This window comes from Maricaulis sp. MIT060901, assembly GCF_047123815.1.
Classification (GTDB): domain Bacteria; phylum Pseudomonadota; class Alphaproteobacteria; order Caulobacterales; family Maricaulaceae; genus Maricaulis.
Window position 1 is genome coordinate 1334976 of the sequence record NZ_CP138920.1, and the last position, 20875, is coordinate 1355850.

At 58.0% G+C, this 20875-nt stretch carries 13 protein-coding genes and 5 pseudogenes; 6 read left to right on the forward strand and 12 right to left on the reverse strand.

Annotated features, from left to right (window positions below; genetic code table 11):
• Positions 1 to 264 precede the first annotated feature (264 nt).
• The 3 genes from SIC17_RS06620 to SIC17_RS06630 all read left to right on the forward strand — a co-directional run bounded on the left by SIC17_RS06620 (position 265) and on the right by SIC17_RS06630 (position 5670).
• On the forward strand, positions 265 to 1725 hold the full coding sequence (locus tag SIC17_RS06620) for a WecB/TagA/CpsF family glycosyltransferase (protein ID WP_412546753.1): 1461 nt from the start codon (positions 265 to 267) through the stop codon (positions 1723 to 1725).
• Between the two features lie 241 nt (positions 1726 to 1966).
• Positions 1967 to 4249, forward strand: coding sequence for a PAS domain-containing sensor histidine kinase (locus tag SIC17_RS06625; protein WP_291896685.1), 2283 nt, complete (start codon positions 1967 to 1969; stop codon positions 4247 to 4249).
• Entirely contained in the window at positions 4246 to 5670 is a 1425-nt protein-coding gene (locus tag SIC17_RS06630; RefSeq protein ID WP_291896687.1) for a sigma-54-dependent transcriptional regulator, read from the forward strand. Before SIC17_RS06625 ends, SIC17_RS06630 begins: the two co-directional genes overlap by 4 nt.
• 7 nt (positions 5671 to 5677) lie before the next feature.
• Here the strand turns inward: SIC17_RS06630 and rpoN are convergent, their stop codons facing one another.
• Positions 5678 to 6991, reverse strand: a complete 1314-nt coding sequence (gene rpoN, locus SIC17_RS06635) for an RNA polymerase factor sigma-54 (protein WP_412546754.1) — start codon at positions 6989 to 6991, stop codon at positions 5678 to 5680.
• Positions 6992 to 7266: 275 nt separating this feature from the next.
• Between rpoN and galE the strand changes: the two genes are divergently transcribed.
• Positions 7267 to 8286 (forward strand): UDP-glucose 4-epimerase GalE, encoded by a 1020-nt coding sequence (gene galE, locus SIC17_RS06640; protein WP_412546755.1) that lies wholly within the window; start codon positions 7267 to 7269, stop codon positions 8284 to 8286.
• Positions 8287 to 8546: 260 nt separating this feature from the next.
• Here the strand turns inward: galE and SIC17_RS06645 are convergent.
• The 10 genes and pseudogenes from SIC17_RS06645 to SIC17_RS06690 all read right to left on the reverse strand — a co-directional run.
• Positions 8547 to 8748, reverse strand: a pseudogene (locus SIC17_RS06645) (IS6 family transposase); the annotation flags it as partial.
• Positions 8711 to 8953: a hypothetical protein gene (locus SIC17_RS06650; RefSeq protein ID WP_412546756.1), complete on the reverse strand. Its 243-nt coding sequence runs from the start codon at positions 8951 to 8953 to the stop codon at positions 8711 to 8713. The gene SIC17_RS06650 and the pseudogene SIC17_RS06645, both read right to left, overlap by 38 nt.
• An 87-nt stretch (positions 8954 to 9040) precedes the next feature.
• A pseudogene (locus tag SIC17_RS06655) lies at positions 9041 to 9130 on the reverse strand (helix-turn-helix domain-containing protein); the annotation flags it as partial.
• 166 nt (positions 9131 to 9296) lie between these two features.
• The gene (locus tag SIC17_RS06660) at positions 9297 to 10976 is read right to left on the reverse strand and encodes a methyl-accepting chemotaxis protein (protein WP_412546757.1); all 1680 of its coding nucleotides are present in this window, start codon (positions 10974 to 10976) and stop codon (positions 9297 to 9299) included.
• 278 nt (positions 10977 to 11254) lie between these two features.
• A pseudogene (locus tag SIC17_RS06665) lies at positions 11255 to 11461 on the reverse strand (IS6 family transposase); the annotation flags it as partial.
• 200 nt (positions 11462 to 11661) lie between these two features.
• Positions 11662 to 13140 (reverse strand): S41 family peptidase, encoded by a 1479-nt coding sequence (locus SIC17_RS06670; protein ID WP_412546758.1) that lies wholly within the window; start codon positions 13138 to 13140, stop codon positions 11662 to 11664.
• A gap of 61 nt (positions 13141 to 13201) precedes the next feature.
• Positions 13202 to 14344 carry a helix-turn-helix domain-containing protein gene (locus SIC17_RS06675; RefSeq protein WP_412546759.1) on the reverse strand — a complete coding sequence of 381 codons (1143 nt, stop codon included), beginning with the start codon at positions 14342 to 14344 and terminating at the stop codon, positions 13202 to 13204.
• Positions 14345 to 14550: 206 nt separating this feature from the next.
• Complete coding sequence (locus tag SIC17_RS06680) at positions 14551 to 15246, reverse strand: IS6 family transposase (protein ID WP_412546760.1); 696 nt, start codon at positions 15244 to 15246, stop codon at positions 14551 to 14553.
• Between the two features lie 393 nt (positions 15247 to 15639).
• Positions 15640 to 16770: an ABC1 kinase family protein gene (locus tag SIC17_RS06685; RefSeq protein WP_412546761.1), complete on the reverse strand. Its 1131-nt coding sequence runs from the start codon at positions 16768 to 16770 to the stop codon at positions 15640 to 15642.
• A gap of 680 nt (positions 16771 to 17450) precedes the next feature.
• A pseudogene (locus SIC17_RS06690) lies at positions 17451 to 18146 on the reverse strand (IS6 family transposase).
• Between the two features lie 228 nt (positions 18147 to 18374).
• On the opposite strand from SIC17_RS06690, the pseudogene SIC17_RS06695 reads away from it, so the two are divergent.
• A pseudogene (locus SIC17_RS06695) lies at positions 18375 to 18587 on the forward strand (phosphoribosyl-AMP cyclohydrolase); the annotation flags it as partial.
• Positions 18588 to 18968: 381 nt separating this feature from the next.
• Positions 18969 to 20060 (forward strand): C45 family autoproteolytic acyltransferase/hydolase, encoded by a 1092-nt coding sequence (locus SIC17_RS06700; protein WP_412546762.1) that lies wholly within the window; start codon positions 18969 to 18971, stop codon positions 20058 to 20060.
• 101 nt (positions 20061 to 20161) lie between these two features.
• Here the strand turns inward: SIC17_RS06700 and SIC17_RS06705 are convergent, their stop codons facing one another.
• The gene (locus tag SIC17_RS06705; RefSeq protein ID WP_412546763.1) at positions 20162 to 20857 is read right to left on the reverse strand and encodes an IS6 family transposase; all 696 of its coding nucleotides are present in this window, start codon (positions 20855 to 20857) and stop codon (positions 20162 to 20164) included.
• Between the last annotated feature and the right edge of the window lie 18 nt (positions 20858 to 20875).

The window sequence follows — 20875 nt, forward strand, 5'->3', positions numbered from 1 at the left end:
GGCGCCAGACACCTGGAAATCTATTTATATGAATAATTTCAGCAGTTTATGAATTCCCTTCTTTCAGGCAGCACGATCGGAATTCGCGATATGCGAGACAGATCTGGCAAATCACGCCTCTGACCATTGCATTTTGAAAATCAACTGCGCGCCACCTTCACTTCTATATTCGAATTAAAATCATTAAAACATACACTTAGATACTATTCTGCAAAACTGGTTCTCAGCTTGAAGCACTCCGAGTGAAGTTCAAGGAGTAATAACATGGTTGATTTGCCGCTGACCGCATCGGATGAAAGCCTGGCCTCGATCGCTGCATTCAAGCCCCAGACGACGACCTTTTGCCAACCGACAAGAGAGGAGGTCGGCCCGACAACCGATGTCCTGGGGCTCCAGCTTCTTACCTTGTCGCAGTCAGAGACCATCGATCTCCTGATTGAACGCCTCAACCACAGGGCCAAGACTCGTATTGCCTTCCTGAATGCGCATTGCGCCAATGTCGCATCAACGGACTGGCAGTATCGCCAAGCCCTGGAGTCGTGCACCTTGGTTCTGCCGGACGGCATCGGCATTGAGATGGCCAGCCGCCTCGGTGGAGATCCGATCAAACATGATCTCAATGGCACGGACTTGTTTCCCAAACTCTGTGACGCTCTGCGCGATGCCGACAAATCGGTATTCTTCCTCGGCGGGCGGCCAGGGATCGCGGAAGCTACGGCGCAGGCGGCGGTGAAAACCTGTCCAGGCTTGCGCATCGCAGGCACCCAACATGGGTATTTCGGCCCACAGGACGAAACCGCCATTATCGACCAGATCAATGTGGCACGCCCGGACGTGGTGCTGGTCGCGATGGGTGTTCCTGTTCAGGATACCTGGCTGGCCAGGGTAGGCGCCCGCATCAATGCTCCATTATTGGCAGGTGTCGGCGGCCTGTTCGATTTCGTCTCCGGCGCAACGCCCCGCGCACCGGCATGGGTACGCAAAACCCGCCTCGAATGGGCCTACCGGCTGATCCAGGAACCACGCCGGATGTGGAAACGATACCTTCTCGGAAACATCGCCTTTGTCGCACGAGCGCTGGCTCATGGCTGGAAACGACGCTCAGCGGCTCGCCGAAAAACACTCAGCCTGGCCCTCAAGCGCGCACTCGACCTCTCCGCCAGCGCCCTGGCCATCACCGCACTCTCGCCAGTCCTTCTGCTCACAGCGCTCTCGATCCGACTGGAAAGCCGTGGCCCGGTATTGTTCCGCCAACAACGGGTCGGCGAAGACGGAACGACTTTCGAGATGTTCAAATTCAGATCCATGTACACCGACGCAGAGGCCCGGCTGGATCAGCTTCTACAGGCTAATGATCGTGACGATGGCGTCACCTTCAAACTCAAGCACGACCCCCGCGTAACCGGCATCGGTCGCTGGATCCGAAAGTATTCGATCGATGAGTTACCCCAGCTTTTCAACGTCTGGCGCGGGGACATGTCGCTTGTCGGCCCTCGCCCGGCACTACAGCGCGAAGTGGAGAGGTATTCCGCATTGGATCGCGAGCGCCTTTGTGGCAAGCCCGGTATCACCGGCATCTGGCAAGTGAGCGGTCGCGCTGACATTCCGTTCCAGAAAATGGTCGAGATGGATGTGCGCTATCTCAAGACGCGGACACTGATCACGGATCTTGTCATTCTTGCCCGGACGCCTCTCGCTGTTGTGTCCGCACGGGGCGCTTACTGACGCAAACACCCCATAATGGTGGTTGCAAAATGAAAAAATGTGGTGTTGCATATTGCAATGACACTGCAATATGCAACAAATCGTGTCGGGCGAGATCCCACTAAACCTTTGATCAAAGGTCACATCTCGCCCCACAAGACCCGGCCCTCCCCTTGCAGCGCCCAGCACTGCGAGAAGGAGATCCGGGATGACACACGCCAAAACAACCTCATCGACAACAGGGGCACTCGGGAGGTTAGCCGTGGGCTCTCATGACCAACACGCCGAGGACGCGGATGCCGCTTTGCGAGCTGCGCTCTTCCAGGCGGCCCTCGACTGCATCATCATTATCGACTCCGCCGGGTTGATCGTGGAGTTCAACGAAGCAGCTGAACGAACCTTTGGTCACAAGCGCGGCGCCGTGCTGGGGCAATGCATGGCCGAAATCCTGGTGCCCGAGAAGCTGCGCAATGCACATTTCTCAGGCATGGAGAAATACCTGCAATCAGGAGCCCATGCCGTCTTGGGAAAGCGCATCGAAGTTCCCGCCCTGCACAAGGATGGACGCGAACTAATGGTCGAGCTGGCGATCACGCCCGTCCACCTTACCGATCAGACGTATTTTACAGCCTACCTGCGTGACATCACAGAGCGCCTGGCCGCCGAAGCAGAACTCAAGAATTCCCGCCAGCGCTATCGCGACCTGTTCGAGAGCTCCGGCGACGCGATCTTCATCCATTCGCTGGATGGAAAGATCATCGATGTAAACGAGAGTGCGGAACAACTGGTCGGCTGGAAGCGGGATGAATTGATCGGCATGCGTCTTCCAACGCTCCACCCGGTCGACGACCACGCAGTGGCCAAGACCGCAATCGCGAAGGTCCGGGAAGCGGGAGACACCCGCCTGGACATCCGCTTCCTGCACAAGTCAGGCGTCGAAATTCCAACCGAAGTGAATGCACGAACATTTGAGGCAGACGGAGAGGTTCTGGTGCATGCGGTCGTGCGAGACGTATCAGAAAGGGCGCGGACCGAAGCCGAACTAAGAGCGGCAAAAACCGAGGCCGAACAAGCGAATGCCGCCAAGACCGAGTTTCTGGCCAATATGAGTCATGAAATGCGCACGCCGCTGAATGGTGTCATCGGCCCGCTCGGTCTGATCCAGCGCTCCGAGCTAAGCCCCGAGGCCGCACGCATGGTGAAATTGGCAGAGCGCTCCGCAGAAAGCCTGCTGACCCTGATCGACGACGTTCTCGACATCAGCCACATCGAATCCGGGCGCATCGAGTTGAGCGACGAAGCCTACGCCCCCAACGACATCCTCGACCAGGTCCGCGAGATATTTTCCAACTCAACAGCGGACAAGGGCATCAGCCTTGCCGTCGATAACCTTCCGGAGACCCTGCGACTGGTCGGAGACGCAGGCCGGGTTCGCCAGGTCCTGTTCAATCTGGTTGGCAATGCGATCAAGTTCACGTCGTCCGGCTCGGTCACAGTCAAGGCAGGGCTGACATCATCACCGGACGGACCGCAACTCTCCTTCTCGGTCATCGATACTGGCGTAGGTTTTGACCAGGACCGTCTGCCGGAACTGTTCTCACGCTTTCAACAGGGCGGTGGCGCCAGCTCGGTGACGGATGGTGTAGGCCTCGGGCTCGCCATCACGCGGGAGCTTGTGGAGCTGATGGGGGGGGACATCGACGCAACCAGCAAGGTGGGCGAAGGCAGCACTTTTTGTGTGCGAATTCCGGCGATAGACGCAGCCCCGGAAACTCCGTCAACTCCTGACAGACAACGCCAATCGGAACATCTGCAGGGGCGTGTCCTGTTGGCGGAAGACAGCAATACCAACGCCGTCGTCGTTGCCAATATGCTGGCCAGAATTGGAATCGAGCCTGTAATCGTTCCCGACGGAGCGGCAGCGGTTCAAGCCATTGAGGACCAGGTGTTCGATCTGATTATCATGGACGTCGGAATGCCTGTCATGGACGGCCTGGAAGCGTCTCGACTGATCCGCCAGTCCGGCAACAATATTCCCATCATCGCCCTGACAGCGCACGCACTGCCCGAAAACCGGGAACAGACCCAGGCGGCCGGCATGAATGGATTCCTGACCAAACCCATCCGATTGAACGAGCTTGTACGCGAATTACGCAAATGGCTGCCTGCCGCCGACATCGCCGCGCACGCTGTACTCGATCCTGGCTGCATCACCGAACGCTGGGAAGACGACCTGGATGGGTATGCCTTTGTCCTCGGCATCTTCCTGGATGAGCTTGCCAACCGGCAGGCAACCATCACCGAACATCTGCAGTCCCAAGACCTGGGCAGGCTGAGACATGAGGCCCACGCCATCAAGGGTGGTGCCAGCAATGTCGGCGCCGACGCCTTGTCACACGCCGCGGGGCGACTGGAACACGCCTCCGGTATGGATCAGCGTGACGGCACTCTGGACAGGCTGCTGGCCAACCTGGGCCGTGCCGCCGAGGCCTTCAGACAGGAGGCCGAGAAACACATCACCCCACCCCAAGGAGAACAAGGATGAGCATTGGCCGCGTCCTGATCATTGAAGACAGCCCGTCCCTGGCCCGCACCTACGAGGCCCAGCTCAAACGCGATGCGGCCGCGATCGAGATCGCCGAAGATGGGGCCGCCGGCGAACGCGCCATGGGCGCTGGCCGACCTGACTGTATTCTCCTCGACCTGAACCTGCCCGACGCCAACGGCATGGACCTGCTCAAGGCGTGGCGCGCATCCGGCGTGACAACGCCGGTCGTCGTGATCACCGCCAACGGCTCGATCAATGTTGCCATCGATGCCATGCGCGAGGGCGCAACGGACTTTCTGGTCAAACCCTTTGGCGCCGACCGTCTGATCACGACCGTGAAGAATTCGGTTGAGAAATCCAAGCTGGAAAAGGTCGTTCGAGCGCTCGAGCAGAGCAAACCGAAGACCCAGTTTGCGGAGTTTATCGGCTCCTCCCTGCCCATGCAGGCCGTCTACCGCGTATTGGAAACGGCCGCCCCGTCAAACGCCGGCGTGTTCATCACCGGCGAGACCGGAACGGGCAAGGAATTGGCGGCCCGCGCTGTGCACAACTCCAGTGCCCGTGCCGGCAGGGCCTTTATCGCCGTGAACTGCGGCGCCATCCCGAAAGATCTGATCGAAAGCGAACTTTTCGGTCACGTAAAGGGCGCCTTCACCGGCGCAACATCGGACCGGGCCGGCGCTGCGGAATTGGCGAATGGCGGCACACTATTCTTGGATGAGATTGGCGAAATGCCGATTGACCTGCAGCCGAAACTCTTGCGCTTCCTGCAAACCGGAACCTATGCGCGGGTCGGCGACAGTCGCGTTCGTCAAACCGACATCCGGATTGTTGGCGCAACCAATCGTGACCCGTGGGGCGCTGTGCGCGCCGGCCAGTTGCGGGAGGACCTTTACTTCCGCCTGAACGTCATACCTGTTGAGCTTCCGCCGTTGCGTGACCGCGGCGGCGATGTCCTCGCTCTCGCTGACGCCTTCCTGACACGATACGCCGAAGATGAAGGTCGCGACGCCTTGCTGTTCACCGAGGATGCCCGCCAGGCCTTGCTCGCTCACCACTGGCCCGGAAATGTCCGGGAGCTGGAAAACCTGGTCCGTCGCTGCGTTGTGTTGGCCGAAGGGTCGACGGTGGAGGCCTCAGACCTGGCGCTCGAACAGGGCTTTGCCCCTCGGAGCGAAGCGTTGTCCGCTGGAGTTGAGGCGACGCCCGCAACTCCGCAACCCCGCGTCACGGGCATGGCACCTGCTGCGGCATCTCCGAGCGGCAACGGTATTGAGCCGCTGTGGGTTGTCGAGAAACGCGCCATCGAACACGCGATCGCGCTGTGTCATGACAATATAACCGAGGCCGCGAAAAAGCTGGAAATCGCTCCATCCACGATCTATCGCAAGCGGGAACAGTGGGTCGAGAAAACCTGAATCGTCTTTAGGCTCGACCATAACCTGCCCAACGATACCGATCACGGGAACAACTGATACCCAGTTGCTTCCGGTGTTTCGCGACCGAGCGACGCGCTATCGCGATGCCCATTGCGCCAAGCCGGGACGAGATCAGCGCATCGGACATTTCGCCGGGGACGGCCTCCTCGCGGATGAGCCGATTTATATGAGCCCGAACCGCTGTTGAAGACGACGCTTCACGCCCCTCATCCTGCCGGTCGACCGAGACCGAGAAGAACTGCCGGAGGGCCAGCACACCTCGCCGCGTCAGGATGTATTTGTGCGCCACCGCACGGCTGATCGTCGATTCATGGACACCCAGCTCCGTCGCCACCTCTCGCATGGTCAGCGGAATGAGATGGACGTCCCCTTCCTCCAGAAACCGATACTGGCGCCGAACCAGCAGACGCCCGACGCGCAGCAAGATTGCGCCTCGCTGCCTCAAAGCCTGCTGCAGCCAGTTCACCTCGAGCTGCGCGGACTCCAGAAACCGGTGCGCCTCGGCGCAGAGCGTCCGGTCGGACCGCCAGTTCCGGTAGTCGACCTCCATGCTCAGCCGCGGACCACACCCGCGTGCCAGTACGAGCTGGGTGTCACCGTCGCCCCCGGACCTCAGAACAAGGTCCGGCCTTACTTCAATGGGCTCAACAGGATCGTATTTGAGCCCCGGCGTCGGATCGAGCTGGCGCAGCAGGTCGAGCATGTCACGCAGCTCCACTTCATCAACATCACAAAGCCGGGCAAACGCGCTTGCCGGCACCTTGTGCAGCTCCGCCAGGTGTTCGAACAGTTTTCGCCACGCCTTTCGGGACTTCACGGCAGGATCCAGCTGAAGCCAGAAGCATTCTGGCAGATTGCGGGAGGCAACTCCGGCTGGTTCGAGCGATTGCACCAATTGCAGCGCCTTTCCGGCCTCGACATATTCACGCTCGATCCGCTCCCAATCGCCCGGGTCCAGTCGACCGGTGGGGTCAAGGCTATCAATGATCATGCACGCCAGGTGTCGTACGCCGGCGCTGGTCCGCACCAATCCCAGCTGCGCCTTGAGGTCCTCTCCCAGGTGTCGACGCTCAGGCATCGAGGCAATCCTGTCTTCGCATTGCCCGGCAGACCCTCGCGATCGGGCCCATGTCGGCATCTCGGCGATCAACGGATTGGCCTCGCAAATCGCCGCCACCTCGCGCTCCAGATCATCCTGAGCAAGCCCCAGCAGATACATGGAGCGCTGAAGCTCCGGAGATATCGTCTGTTGCGTCGACAGCGAGTGAGAAATCTTGAAACGATGTGAAAACTGGTTCATGGCGTCCCCCACCACCAGTATCCGCCCGCCAGCCCACCTCTCCAATACCTATACTTTTCAGTAAGATAGACAAAATGCGCCGCTTCCTGCGAAGAAACGCGTTGCAATTTGCATCGCGATCTCTCGCGAAACGCATTGCAGGTATTGGCGCGGATCGGGCCGGGCCTCCCAAAGCCCCAGCAAATGAAGCCCTTCCGGCAGGTTGCATGTTCAATGCGCCGTCCGGTCAAACCTTTGCAGCCTCCAGAGACAGGATTGCTGCATCGGAGGATGAGATGACGCGCAAAATTCTTGTTCTGGGGGGAGCTGGCTATATCGGCGCCCATGTCGCCAAGGCTATCGCCCTGCGTGGCGACGTGCCGATAGTCATGGACAACTTGTCGTCGGGCCGGTCCGATTTCGTCAAATGGGGTCCGCTGGTGAAAGCCGACATCCGCGAGACCGCCGCCCTTGATGCCGTATTTCGGACCTTCCGACCGGACGCGGTCATGCACTTCGCGGCATCCATCGAGGTCGGCCTGGGTGAAACCGACCCAATCGGTTTCTGGAACAACAACGTGGCCGGAGCGCTGAATGTCCTGGAAGCCATGCAACTGCACAGCTGTCGATCGTTTGTCTTCTCCTCGACGTGCGCAGTCTATGGAAACCCCGAACGGCTACCGCTGTTCGAAACCCATTCGCGCCGCCCTATCAACACCTATGGCCGCACCAAGCTCGCAATCGAACAGGCGCTCGAAGACGCCGCCCGGGCCGACCATATCGACTATGCAGTCCTGCGCTACTTCAATGCGTCCGGCGCCAGCCCAGACGGCGAGATTGGTGAGGAACACGACCCCGAGACCCATCTCATACCACTGGCCCTGTTCGCAGCGCACGGTACGGGAGCACCGCTAAAAGTCTTCGGCTCGGATTACGAGACAGCAGACGGGAGCTGCATTCGCGACTACATCCATGTCAGCGATCTCGCGCGTGGACATCTACGCGCCCTGGATCGCCTGTTTGCGAGGCAGGAAAGTTTCACCTGCAATCTCGGCACCGGCCAGGGCGTATCGGTGTTTGAGGTCCTGCAGGCAGTCGAGCGTGTAACGGGGCGCAAAGTGCCCTTCTCGATCGCGCCCAGGCGAGACGGCGACCCGGCAGCCCTTTACGCCAATATCGAGTACGCCAAACACGTCCTCGGCTTCGTCACGCACCGGTCAACCATCAATCAAATCGTTCAGGACGCGTGGAACTATCACCGGCACCAGCCGGGTGCGGACCACCTGCCTGGAACCATGTGCTCACAAGGCGGCTAATGCGACACGCATTCCAACCTTCAATTTCTCACCACGACAGCCCCCAGCCACGTAACGGGCCATGACGGAGATTGAATCACCCACGGACGGTGTCATGCAGTGAGACCAGACCTGCCGGTCTGAGTGGCGGCAGTGCCAGACGGCGGTGGATCGGTCTTGAATGAGCGGGGTCGGACCTAACTCAGGCGACAAGTTCACGCCATTCGGCTAGGGCTTGGGAACAGTTTTCCTTGAATTCTTCGCGGCGGTAGAAGTGGCGTTCGAGGCTGAAGGAGTTGTGGATCGAAGAGTGGACCGAAGCGTTTCCACCAGGAACGCACCGTTTCGTGGGTGATCTCTACGCTTCGGAACGTGGCGTAAGTCCTCCACTTTCCGAAGCGAGATCGGGAAACGGATGTACATCATCGCTGCAAGGCGGGTGATCTCAGCCGACGTTTTGAAGTAGCGAAACGGGTTGCTCATCCACGCAGGGTGGAGCCAAACCCGATAACGGCCCGTTTAATCTGATAAAACCCTTGCGACCCTTGGTGATGCGGTGGCAGAGGTTGCAGAACCGCCCGAGCTTCATGATATCGAGATGGATGAGCTCGCCGGGGCGCTCGCGCTGATAACGGATCACCGGCGGGCGCGCCAGGCGCAGCTGCTCGGAGATTTCCTCCGTCGCCATGCGGCATTCCCGGCGCAGCCAAGCGGCCTTCTACGCCCACAAGGGATCATAGGCGTTCGCCGAGCCCTTCGGTGCAATGGAGCGTGTCTACAGTCCCGCAAGCCCGCCGGAGCGATACCGGGCCAGCCACTTGTAGACGGTGCGCGACGACACCCCGAGAGCGGTCGCGATCTCGGCCGCGCTCTGCCTGGACTGATGTCACTAGACAATCAGGGCTCGCGAAAGCGGTCTGGTTCTGGCATTCCTGTGACTATTCATCGGGGACGACCCTCTTCTCTGATTGCTTCGCAACAACCAGCTTCAAGGCTTCAATCCCGATGAACAACCTCATGAGAGATCACAGCTAGGCCTCCCGGACCTTGGCCAAGAATTCTGAAATACCGACCTGGACGCTCTCAGCTTGGCGCGCGAGGGCCTGCGCATTATCGACTACCTGACCGGCGGTGTTTTTGGTCGAGTTCGTAAATTCGCCCACCTTGTCGATTGCCGTGGTCACGCTTTTGGAAGCCCCCGCGGCATCCTGCGCACTCGCTGCAATTTGTGACGTGGCAGCTCCTTGTTGCTCAATCGAGCAGGCAATTGATGCACAGACTTCGTCGACCGACGTGATTGAACTGGCAATCACATCCATAGACTGGGTTGCAACGGCCGTCGCGGCTTGCAGCGCGGCGATGTGGGTTTCGATTTCATTCGTCGCGCCAGCGGTTTGCTCGGCCAGCGCCTTTACTTCGCTTGCAACAACAGCGAACCCTTTTCCTGCCTCGCCTGCGCGGGCACTCTCGATTGTCGCGTTCAAAGCCAGAAGATTGGTCTGTTCTGCGATGTCCCGGATGATGTCGACGATCTTGCCAATTTGCGCCGCCGTATCAGCGAGGACGCTGACCTGTTGCGTACTGTCGTTTGCTGCCTCGACAGCCTGGCGTGAACGGGTCGCTGATTCCGACACCTGGACATTGATCTCGGAAACGGAGGCCGAGATTTCCTCCGCCGCACCTGCCACAGTCTGGGCAGATTCGCCGGCAAGATCTGCTGCATCGGCAGTTTCTCCGACAACGCCAACGACAGTGCTAGCACCGTCGATGAGTGTGGATGCACTATTTTCCATCCTGGTGGACATCTTCACGAGGTCCGTGAGCGATTTCTCGACAGAGCGCTCAAAGTCAACGAGCACATTATCGATAAAGGACTGGCGAGTTTCCTGTCGGGCCTTTTCCTGCAGCTCCTCACTCTCTGCGCGCTGATTGTCTCCGTACTCGAGCTCCGCTCTGAACACCTCCACAGCCCGCGCCACCTCGCCTAGCTCGTCTGTGCGTGACTGGCTGGGAACATCCACCTGTCGGTCACCACCGGCCAGTTTTTCCATCACGGACTTGAGGTTGGCCAGAGGGCGAGTGATGTCCCGTGACAACAGCAGACTTCCGCCGATTGCGAAGAGAATGGCAGTGAGCAAACCGGCCCAGCTCGTTAGGGTTCCGAAACCAAGTGAACTCCGCAGGCTGGCGGCGCGCTCATCCAACAAACCGGCCTCCATGTTGTGGAACTCAGTGATCAGCTCCCGGATGCCATCCATCTGGACCTTTCCAGCACCACCGATCTCCATGGCTTGCCCCTGCTCCCGCGTCATTGGGTTGCGCATGAGATTGATCGCATTTTCGGCATGGTCGTTTCGCCAGGACATACCCAACTGCCGGATTTCATCAGACAGTCTCGTCGCCCGTGGATTGTCGGAGGTTTTGCTACGGAGTTCGCTGATAGCGGCCTCGAACTGCGTCGCCCCAAGGTGGTAGGGCTCCAGAAAGTTGTCTTCCCCCGCCAACAGAAATGCGCGAAGGCCCGTTTCCTGATTAATCATCCCAATGACTGCCTGGTCCAAAAGCGCGAGCACCTCGTGGGTGTGCGTTGTCCAGCGCGCATTTGATCTCGACTGATCAATGACGTTCAGAAAGACTGAACTCAGAACGACTGCTATGGCTGCCATCACGATGCCGAAACCGGTGAGCTTACGACTAATGTTCACACGCATACAAGATCCCCTTTTATCAACGCGCCACCATAAGATCGTCTTGAGATTGCATTGTGGGGCACTGGCGGCTCAAGGTCTATGACGCGAGTAGCAATTGCATATAGTAATAAAAAAAACGGTGGTGTAAGACCAAAACAGATCGGTCTTAAAAGACCGGGTTTGATCCCATCTCAAGCCACAACTTGACGCCATTCGGCCAGGGCGACGGAAGGGTTTTCCTTGAATTCTTCGCGACGGTAGAAATGGCGTTCGAGATTAAAGTGGTTGTGGACCGAAGACTGGACGCGGCGCCTTCGGATCGACTTCGCGAAAAGTGGACCGAACCGGTTCCTCCAGGAACGCACTGTCTCATGTTTGATGTCGATACCGCGCTCGTGCAGCAGATCTTCGACGCTCCGCCACGAGAGCGGGAAGCGGATATGGATCATCACCGCCAGGCGGATTATCTCGGGCGACGTCTTGAAATACCGGAACGGATCACGCATCGGAAAACGCTACGAAATCAACGTGAAACGCTCAAGTCGCATTTAATCTGACATTACCAGGCATTCAATGTCGGTGAGAGCGATGCGCTTTACCTTCCGCCCGAACAACAGATCCATCCTTGGTGTGAATGGGGACTACCCGCGCCGATCACCATCAGGTCACCGGACGCGGGCGTATCGCTTGAGCTGTTCTTGCTCCGTCAGTCAGCATTCATCAGGATTTCCAGCGCAGCTTCAATTGCGGGATCGCGCTGCGCTCTGAAGCTTTCGACCGTTTGCGGGGCTGCGTTGTCGGGAGCAACGCCAAGTCCCGCCTCGAAGCTGGGTACATTGTTGTAAGTCCTGAGCAGTGGCAGGCGGGTGCGAATGTCGCTCTCGGGCAGCGTTACAGTAAACAGGATACCAGAAGTTGGCCCTTCAGCGCTGCCACCGGTCCTCTCGCCAATCAGTATGGCACGCCCCAAGCCATTGAGCCGTGCGATTATGTTGGTGCTGCCCGAACTGTTGGCTGTGCTAGTAAGAATCAGCAGAGCGCCAGTGAAAGCGTTGTTAGCTGGCTGGAGGACAGGATCTCCGCCAAAAATCCCCGGGATCAGCGACCATGTGCCATCTTCGTTGGCCGTAAACGCGCGTGGATCAGGATAGAGTGCTCGCTCATCCCAGGTCGTAAGGTTCTCGCGCAGACCATCCAGATCGATCGTTGCGACCCTGGTGTCGCTGACCGGACGATAGGGCTCGGCAATCAGCCGTGCCAGCAGTGCATCAGCCGCGTCGTCCGAGCCGCCTCCATTGTTGCGCAGATCTAGGATCAGCGTGCCACGCTCTTCATCGCGCATAGCGTTGAAAATCGGATCGTAGAGGGTCCCCGGATCGACGGGGCGGCGATAATTGACGAAACTGTCGATCCGCAGATAGCCCGCAGTGTCGCTAATCCGTTCAAAGTAAACCGCATCGGCGAAGTCGGACGCCTCATCATCGAACAGTGCGCGCCATTCCCCATAGGGAATGCGCTCGACTTCGCTTGTGCTCTCGCCACCGTCTGCGCTCCGGACCGTAATCCGGGAGCGCACTGGATTTCCCCAGATGAGAGCGCCGAAATGATCGAGAGCGCCGCCCTTGAATTCGAACGAAGTGGGCACCTCCCCAAAGCGCGCCCAGTCGGTCTGACCGTCGACCGCAATGAGTGGCAGGATCGCGTCCACCATTTCGCCGAGCGGTCGGCCATCGATGGCGACGATCTCATCTCCATAACCCAGCCCGGCGATGCCCTCTGCATTCGAGACAAGTCCGCGCCCCTCGACCATCTCCCAACGAAACGGCAGGTAGACCGGATTTGTATCGCGCCAATCGGCCAAGGCCGGGGGCAACTCCGCCTTGGTATGATCGCAGCGGATCAGCGCCAACACGCGCTGCACGCCGAGATACAGTTCACCAACCGTCATGCCGCCGTCCTGAGTAGCCTGATCGGTCAGCGCTTGCCAACTGGCGGCGAGCGTCGCCGCTTCGGCATAACGTGTGTAGCCAGGGTGGACGCGGGAATAGGCTTCTTGCGCGATAGCTATGTCGCTGCCTACCTGAGCTGGCGTAAGCATCCGCTCGGCGGGATCCTGAGCCACCGCTGGAAAGGCGAAAGAAAGCGCCGTGGCGAAGCCAAAAGCCTTCGAAGATGTGCGAAACATGGGTCGTTCTCCTTGATTGCCCGGCCTGTATGGCGCAACCGGTCACCAAGGTCGGCGCAGATCACCCGTTTCGCTGAATTTTCGTGATTTGAGACGTCTGGGTCTTACGGAACTCGCTGGGGGTAATACCGCAAAAGCGCTTGAACGCGCGGTTGAAGCTGGCCTTTGAGTTGAAGCCTGCGTCCAGTGCGGTTGCGAGGACCGATGCAGAGGGATCGCGTAACAAATCCTTGGCGCGTTCGACCCTAAGATGGTTGATGAAATCGCTGAAGCTTTCGCCTAACCCTTGGTTGATTGCCCTGGACGTATAGTTCTCGTTCAGAGCCATGCGGTGGGCGAGATCGACTAACGCAAAGCGCGGTTCAAGGTACCACTCTTGGGACACGACCACTTCACGAACCCGCCGCCCTTCTTTCGCCCAGTCGCGAGTTTCTCGGCGGCCGATGTCTGGGCCTGAAAGTGTTGTTATGGAGGGGTAGGGCTGTTCGAAGCGATACCATGCTTCAATTGCCATGATCAGGACGATCAGCAGAGCGGCGAGGCTCGGCCAATAGCGCGCGAAGTAGTCCAGCCCCAAGACCGGCATCACTGTGCGGTCTATCAGCCACGCCGTGACCATCGCGCCCAACAGCACGATAAAATGTATCAACCAGATTGGCTGGAAGCTTTCATCATCGGAGCGGTTGTCGCTGAGCCAGTTACGGTACTCGCGCGTGAGCAGCGCGATCTGCCAAAGCGAATACACTGTCAGAAGAACACTGACTGCGAGTACTAACGGCATCACATAAGGGTCATGCATAGCGGCGTTGAAGTCCCATTTCGCACGGTAATCGCCAAGCAGGAAGAACGCCCATAGCTGGTAGAGGAAGTAGGCAATCCCTGGCGTCAGAAGCCATTTCCAAGGGCCAGCAGGCTGCGCGCGAATAATCGCACGCGTGTGAAGCAGCAGCAAGGGACCAAAGAATGGCGCCATGTCGACAGGGAGAAAGGTTAGCTCCGGCCAGATATCATAGGCGCCGGCAAACCCGACCGTGAACGGAATAGCATTTATCGCGGCAGCGAACAGGAACAGCGCCAGCCAGCGGTTAGCGCGCACATTTGGCTTTCTGATCGCCAGTGCAAGGCCGATGAGCGCTATGGTCAAAGCCACACCGCCAGACAGCACAGAACGCCAGTTCATCGAAAGTGCGACGAATTCCTCCATGGCCAAACCCTACCTAATAGCTGGTTTCCCGCCAACGCAAGCAATCACAGGATCTGCTTAAGATCCAGCAACGGCATCCCCTGATGGAGATGCAGAGACGGGCGCCACTTGATCTCGCGCGCCATCATCGGACCGAACCAGTTCCACCAAAATGGCTCTGTCAGACCAAAACGGATCGGTCTCGAAAGATCGGGTTTGAATCTATCTCAAGCCACAAGTTGACGCCATTCGGCCAGGGCTTGGGTGCGGTTCTCCTTGAAGTCTGACCGGCGATAAAGATGACGTTCGAGATTGAAGTGGTTGTGAACAGAGGATTGGACGACGGCGAACTTTTGAAGACTTCGCATCGACCTGAACCGGTTCATGATTTTCTCTCGTCGCCGCAAGGGCTGATGTGAGTTTTCGGCCCTGTTGTTGAGCCACCTCCCGGTTTCATGCAGGCTGGCAATTCCGAGTTCACGAAACGCGGCCTTGTACGACGGCAGCTTGTCGGTCACGATTTGGTCTGGCGCTCCATATCGCTTCATCGCCTTACGCAGAAACTTCAATGCAGCCTTGCGACTCCGCGTCTTGGTGACATACGCCTCGAGCACTTCACCCTCATGATTGACGGCCCGCCAGAGATAATGGAGTTCGCCGTTTATGCGCACGAAAACCTCATCCAGATGCCACGCCCAGTTCGAATAGTTCGTGCTCTGCACGCGCCATTTTCGGATCGACTTCGCGAAGAGTGGACCGAAGCGCTTCCACCAGGACCGCACAGTTTCGTGCGTGATGTCGATGCCCCGTTCATGGAGCAGATCTTCAACGTTGCGCAGTGAGAGCGGGAAGCGGATATACATCATCACCGCAAGACGAATAATCTCGGGCGAAGTCTTGAAATATCGGAACGGGTTACGCATCACAAAACGCTACGAAATCAGGCGAACCCGCTAAAACCGTTTTTCTTCTGACAGCGCCCGCCCCGTTGATCCAATCGAAACTGGCAAACGAGCGCCAACATCCGGCCGCTTTCGCGCCCAGACCCAACACAAATTTCAACAAGATTTCCCCCGTCACTCTACATCTGGCATCGCCGGTTATCTTTATCGACCGAAATCCCGGTCAACACACATGATTTCGTCTCACAACTAAAATAGAGCTCTGTTGCGACACCCCAAAAAACGAATTGACGAAAGCAATATCTTCACAATATTTCAGTGCCTTGGCCGCATTTACAAATTCTCGAAAGCACTCACTAACGAACAACGGTCGCAACCTGAAACCTCTATTTTTCCACAGCATCAGGCACCTAGTCAGGTTGATGATCCGGCACGCAGATAAGGCGTCGCCAGCATCTGGATATCGACCTGCGCTCTCATTCGGCGCGCCAGCAGATATAACCCGCCGAACTTTCGGTGAAGGTAGAGGACGTCCATTGGCGGGACCTCCCGGTACCCGGCCTCCAATCCAAGCGCCATCGCCTGGTCGCGAAGGCGCACTGCGAGGTCGGAAGCCGCGAAGTCGAAGCCGTCCTTGGCCCGCAATGGCTCAAAAGCAGCGTTCATGATCGGAAGCAAGAAGTCGATCTGCTGCGCGGGTGTACCCGGGCCGATATATCCAATCTGCTGAGACGCTGCCCGCAACCCCGCGATGTCATTCTGCGACCCTGCCCGTAGTAAATCGCGATAGGCTTCCGCCAAATCAGGAGGGACAGTCCGGGTCGCGCCAAAATCGAGGAGAACGAGGCGTTCCTCTTGCGGGTCGAAGCGATAGTTCGCGAGGTTCGGATCGGATTGAACTCGTCTGAACTCAAACAATTCTCGGAACGAAAGCGCGAACAGTTCCGTGACGACCCGGTCGCGCAAGGCCTGCGGCGCGTCGTCCAGGGCCTCCAAGGGTCTGGATGACAAATACTCCATCGCCAAGACATCCGGTGTTGTCAGATCGCGATGCAACGCTGGCAGGCGGTACTCCGGTGCCGTCTGCAGCAAGCCATTGAACTCCGCGAGCGCATCGGCTTCAGCAAGGTAGTCTGCCTCCTCATGCAACTGCCGCTTGGCTTCCTCAAGCAGAGGCCGGACTTCGAACCCTGATGGCATCAGGCCAGACAAGCGGATAAGCGTGCCCACATTGTCAACATCGCTATCAATGCTTTCGCGGACGCCCGGAAACTGAACCTTTACAGCGAGGTCTCGGCCATCCGGCGTAATGGCACGATGAACTTGCCCGATCGACGCGGCTGCGAGCGGGCGCAGGTCAAAGCGCTTGAATCGACCATACCAGCCTTCTCCCCAGGCTTTGTTGAGCACTGTGCGAAGTTGGCGTGGTGGCATGGGATGCGCGTTCGAGCGCAGCTGGGCCAGAACCGAGGCGAATTCAGGCGGCAGGAGATCACCGGCATCCATTGACATCAGCTGACCGACTTTCATCGCAGCGCCGCGCATGCGAGAAAGTTCGCGGGTCAAGCGCAGAGCATTGCCCGGGCTCAAGGCGATGCCCTGCAGATCAACAGGCCTGCCGGTGACCACCGCTCCCAGCCCCTTGCCAATCACCTCAGCTCCGATACCCGCTGCGGTCGCGCTGAGCCGCACGAACCGGTTTAGCCGACCGCGTGGCACGGCAACGCCGTTTGTGGATCGGTCTCGCTCGGACATAAGTCGTTCCCTACCTAACGCCTGGTTTCGAGGTAAGGCCGAAGTGCGAGTCGGCAAGCGCGCTCAGTCCGCACGCTACTGACGAAACATCGCAGACGGGTGGTGTCAGACAAACCGACCGGGTCTTTCAAGGTCTGCCTTAATATTGCTCAGACCAGACCGCTTCTCCCGTCTGCGCCTTGGTCCAGGCCTGCGCGGACGGGTCAGGCACAGGGAATACCACCCGACGGTGAGTGAAAACAGGGAATTACCCTACCCGATCTGCCCGAAACCCCGGACTGAGACTTTCCCCTGGAAATGCTCCTTCAGCGCGGAGACGTCGGGGTCTCGACTGCGGGAGCCCCGTGCGAAGGCACGGAAATGCCGCCGGATTTCCGGGGCTCGGGCACGCTTTGTGATTTCAGGGAAAAGAGTGGCGGTGCTGGCAGACGCAAACGGATCTGTCTAGAAAGACCGGGATCGAACCTATCTCAGGCCGCAAGCTGACGCCATTCGGCCAGGGCTTGGGTGCGGTTCTCCTTGAAGTCTGACCGGCGATAAAGATGACGTTCGAGATTGAAGTGGTTGTGAACAGAGGATTGGACGACGGCGAACTTTTGAAGACTTCGCATCGATCTGAACCGGTTCATGATCTTCTCTCGTCGGCGCAACGGCTGATGTGAGTTTTCGGCCCTGTTGTTGAGCCACCTCCCCGTCTCTTGGCAGCTTGCGTTTCCGATCTCTCGCATGGCGGCTTTGTATGAGCCCAACCGGGCTGTCACAACGACCTCCGGACAGCCATATCGCTTCATCGCCTTACGCAGAAACTTCAGCGCAGCCTTGCGATCACGGCGCTTGGTAACGTACACATCAAGTACCTCGCCTTCGTGATCAACGGCCCGCCAGAGATAGCGGATTTAACCGTTGATCTTCACGAAAACCTCATCCAGATGCCAGGCCCAGTTCGAATAGTTCGTGCTCTCCACGCGCCGTTTTCGGATCGACTTCGCGAAGAGTGGACCAAAGCGATTCTACCAAAACCGCACAGTTTCGTGCGTGATATCGATGCCGCGTTCGTGCAGCAGATCTTCGACGTTCCGTAGCGAGAGCGGGAAGCGGATGTACATCATCACGGCAAGACGGATGATCTCTGGCGAGGTCTTGAAGTATCGGAACGGATTACGCATCGGGCGACGCTTCGGTTTCACGCCAATCCGCTCAAACCGTTCTTCCTCTGACAACGCCCTGTAGGGTTTCCAAGCGATTGCGGATGGCTGTCGATATGCGTCATCGCGGCCCGTCTGCTTGTTTTACCTACCAGGTATTACATTATAACACCCTCTCATACTAAGTAACGGTGCCCCAACATGATGGCAAGGGGCGCAAACCAAGACTTTAGTTCAGGATTAGTTGTTATGGGTGTTGAGGACACAACGCCGCAAGCTTCAAGCAGGTTTGCCAAGCGCCTGTCCGTCGAGCAGGTCGAGGAAGGCTCTGATCTGGCGCCAAAATTCGACGCCGATGGGTTGATCCCTTGCATCACCACCCAAGCGGACACAGGCGAAGTGCTGATGCTGGGCTATATGACCAGCGAGGCGTTGGATCGCACGATTGAGACCGGAGAGGCAGGCGCTATCAAACCCAAGCAGACAAGTCTCGAACAACCGACATGGCGTAAGCCTAGGCCACCTAAAGTTCAAGCCTCTCCATGAGAGCAGCTTGGCGTAGGTCTTTGAATCTGGATCGGCGTTCTAGGGGTCGGTCTTGGTTGAAGTGGTTGTGGACGAAGGCGTGGGCGGCGACGAACTTCTGGAGACTTTGTATTTGCCTGAACCGTGCTATCACCCGCTCCCGTCGTTGGAACGGTAGATGCGCGTTTTCCGCTCAGTTGTTCTCGTGCCGGTCGGTGAGCTTTAGTGCTTGGTTTCTCAGTGGGCCGGTTTAACCCTCATTAGAAATGCCATATCCAAATTCAAAGCCAACAATCTCAGTCATGTTGAAAGAACGCGATGGGTCTCGAACTTCCACTCTTCACCGTCCAGGGCACACCCCATCAGATGGGATTGGCTTATGGCATCCAATGCCGGGACATGATCAGCGCTTTCGTGGCTGATCGCGTCACTGCAGTGGAAACCTATCTACGCGAGCGCGGGCACTTGGGGACCGACCCGCTATTTGAATGCGGTGCCGCATGCCTTGAACTTGTCCGCGACTTTGATCCAAACGGCTATATAGAGCACATGGGCATCGCGGAAGGTGCAGGGATTGATCCGGTCAAGCTTTTCACCACCACCAACATGACCGATGTACGTGACATTATCCTGCTCCCCAGCGATCCGCTTGTGTCCGAGGATGAGGGATGTACCGCTGCGCTTTTGCCGCCGTCCATCAGTGCGAATGGCCATAGCCTGCAGGGGCAAACATGGGACCTCAATGGTCCGGATGTGGAGTATGTCATCGCGCTTCAACGGCTACCCGATGAGGGACCGGAAACGTTGTCTGTGACCTGTGCAGGATGCCAATCCTTGATGGGCATGAACCAGCACGGCATTACCGTAGGAACAACCAATTTAAAAACACGCGGCGCGAAAGTCGGCATCCCCTACCTGTCTGTGCTACATAAAGCGCTCAACCAAACCAGCTTTCAGGAAGCAAGCCGCGTTGTAGAGGCAGCACCGGTTGCAAGCGCGCATTCCTACTTCATTGGCAGCGCGGACGGAGCAATAGAATGGGAAAAAACCGCGCATTCCTCCCACGCACGCTCGACCCGTGATGGCGCACTAGTCCGTACCAATCACTGCCTGGTTGAGGGTAATATCGCGCTTGAAGAAGACCTCTCACCAAGCACCTATCAGCGCTATCAGCGCATGCAGGCGCTATTGGGGGCCTCAGACCAACATACGGTGTCCACCCTCAAAGCATTGTTCACCGACCGAGCGGACGGGCGGCTGAGCATCAATCGTTTTGCGGAAGACAATTCCGGTGCGACGACGAATGCAGTCGTTGCATTTAACCCCGCCGAGCTTGAATTCTGGGCCTGCCGCGGACAAGCCAACCGAGGCGTCTGGACCCAGCTAGAATTTGAGCGCAGAGTTGGGTAGTTGGCATTACGGCTACTAGAGCATTTTCATTCGAATCGCGGTCGTATCGGTGGTGTCAGACAAAACCGGATCGGTCTCGAAAGACCGGATTTGATCCTAGCTCAGGCCGCGAGTTGACGCCATTCGGCTAAGGCGGTGGAGCGGTTCTCCTTGAAGTCTGATCGAGAGTAAAAGTGACGTTCGAGATTAAAGTGGTTATGGACGGACGATTGGATGGCGGCGAACTTTTGAAGACTTTGCATCGATCTGAACCGCGTCATTGTTTTTTCTCGCCGCCGCAAGGGTTGATGTGAGTTTTCGGCCCTGTTGTTGAGCCGCCTCCCCGTCTCTTGGCGGCTCGAATTTCCAAGCTCGCGAAGCGCGGACCTGTAGGACGGAAGTTTGTCGGTGACGACAACCTCGGGCCGACCATAGCGCTTCATCGCCTGGCGCAGAAACTTCAATGCAGCCTTGCGATTCCGCGTCTTGGTGACATACGCCTCAAGCACTTCGCCTTCGTGATCGACGGCGCGCCAAAGATAGTGAAGCTCGCCGTTTATGCGCACGAAAACCTCGTCGAGGTGCCAAGCCCAATTCGAGTAGTGCCCCTCCCGAACGCGTCGATTGCGGATCGACTTCGCGAACATCGGACCGAACCGGTTCCACCAGAAACGCACTGTCTCATACGTGATGTCGATACCGCGCTCGTGCAGCAGATCTTCAACATTGCGCAGCGAGAGCGGGAAGCGGATATACATCATCACCGCAAGGCGAATGATCTCGGGCGAAGTCTTGAAATACCGGAACGGATTGCGCATCGGAAAACGCTACGAAAT

Bases quoted from the DNA above. Each gene is read 5' to 3' on its own strand.
- galE (WP_412546755.1), top strand. From the start codon at position 7,267: ATGACGCGCAAAATTCTTGTTCTGGGGGGAGCTGGCTATATCGGCGCC.
- rpoN (WP_412546754.1), bottom strand. From the start codon at position 6,991: ATGAACCAGTTTTCACATCGTTTCAAGATTTCTCACTCGCTGTCGACG.
- SIC17_RS06630 (WP_291896687.1), top strand. From the start codon at position 4,246: ATGAGCATTGGCCGCGTCCTGATCATTGAAGACAGCCCGTCCCTGGCC.
- SIC17_RS06675 (WP_412546759.1), bottom strand. From the start codon at position 14,344: ATGGAGGAATTCGTCGCACTTTCGATGAACTGGCGTTCTGTGCTGTCT.
- SIC17_RS06620 (WP_412546753.1), top strand. From the start codon at position 265: ATGGTTGATTTGCCGCTGACCGCATCGGATGAAAGCCTGGCCTCGATC.
- SIC17_RS06660 (WP_412546757.1), bottom strand. From the start codon at position 10,976: ATGCGTGTGAACATTAGTCGTAAGCTCACCGGTTTCGGCATCGTGATG.
- SIC17_RS06670 (WP_412546758.1), bottom strand. From the start codon at position 13,140: ATGTTTCGCACATCTTCGAAGGCTTTTGGCTTCGCCACGGCGCTTTCT.
- SIC17_RS06705 (WP_412546763.1), bottom strand. From the start codon at position 20,857: ATGCGCAATCCGTTCCGGTATTTCAAGACTTCGCCCGAGATCATTCGC.
- SIC17_RS06680 (WP_412546760.1), bottom strand. From the start codon at position 15,246: ATGCGTAACCCGTTCCGATATTTCAAGACTTCGCCCGAGATTATTCGT.
- SIC17_RS06685 (WP_412546761.1), bottom strand. From the start codon at position 16,770: ATGCGCGGCGCTGCGATGAAAGTCGGTCAGCTGATGTCAATGGATGCC.
- SIC17_RS06650 (WP_412546756.1), bottom strand. From the start codon at position 8,953: ATGGCGACGGAGGAAATCTCCGAGCAGCTGCGCCTGGCGCGCCCGCCG.
- SIC17_RS06700 (WP_412546762.1), top strand. From the start codon at position 18,969: ATGGGTCTCGAACTTCCACTCTTCACCGTCCAGGGCACACCCCATCAG.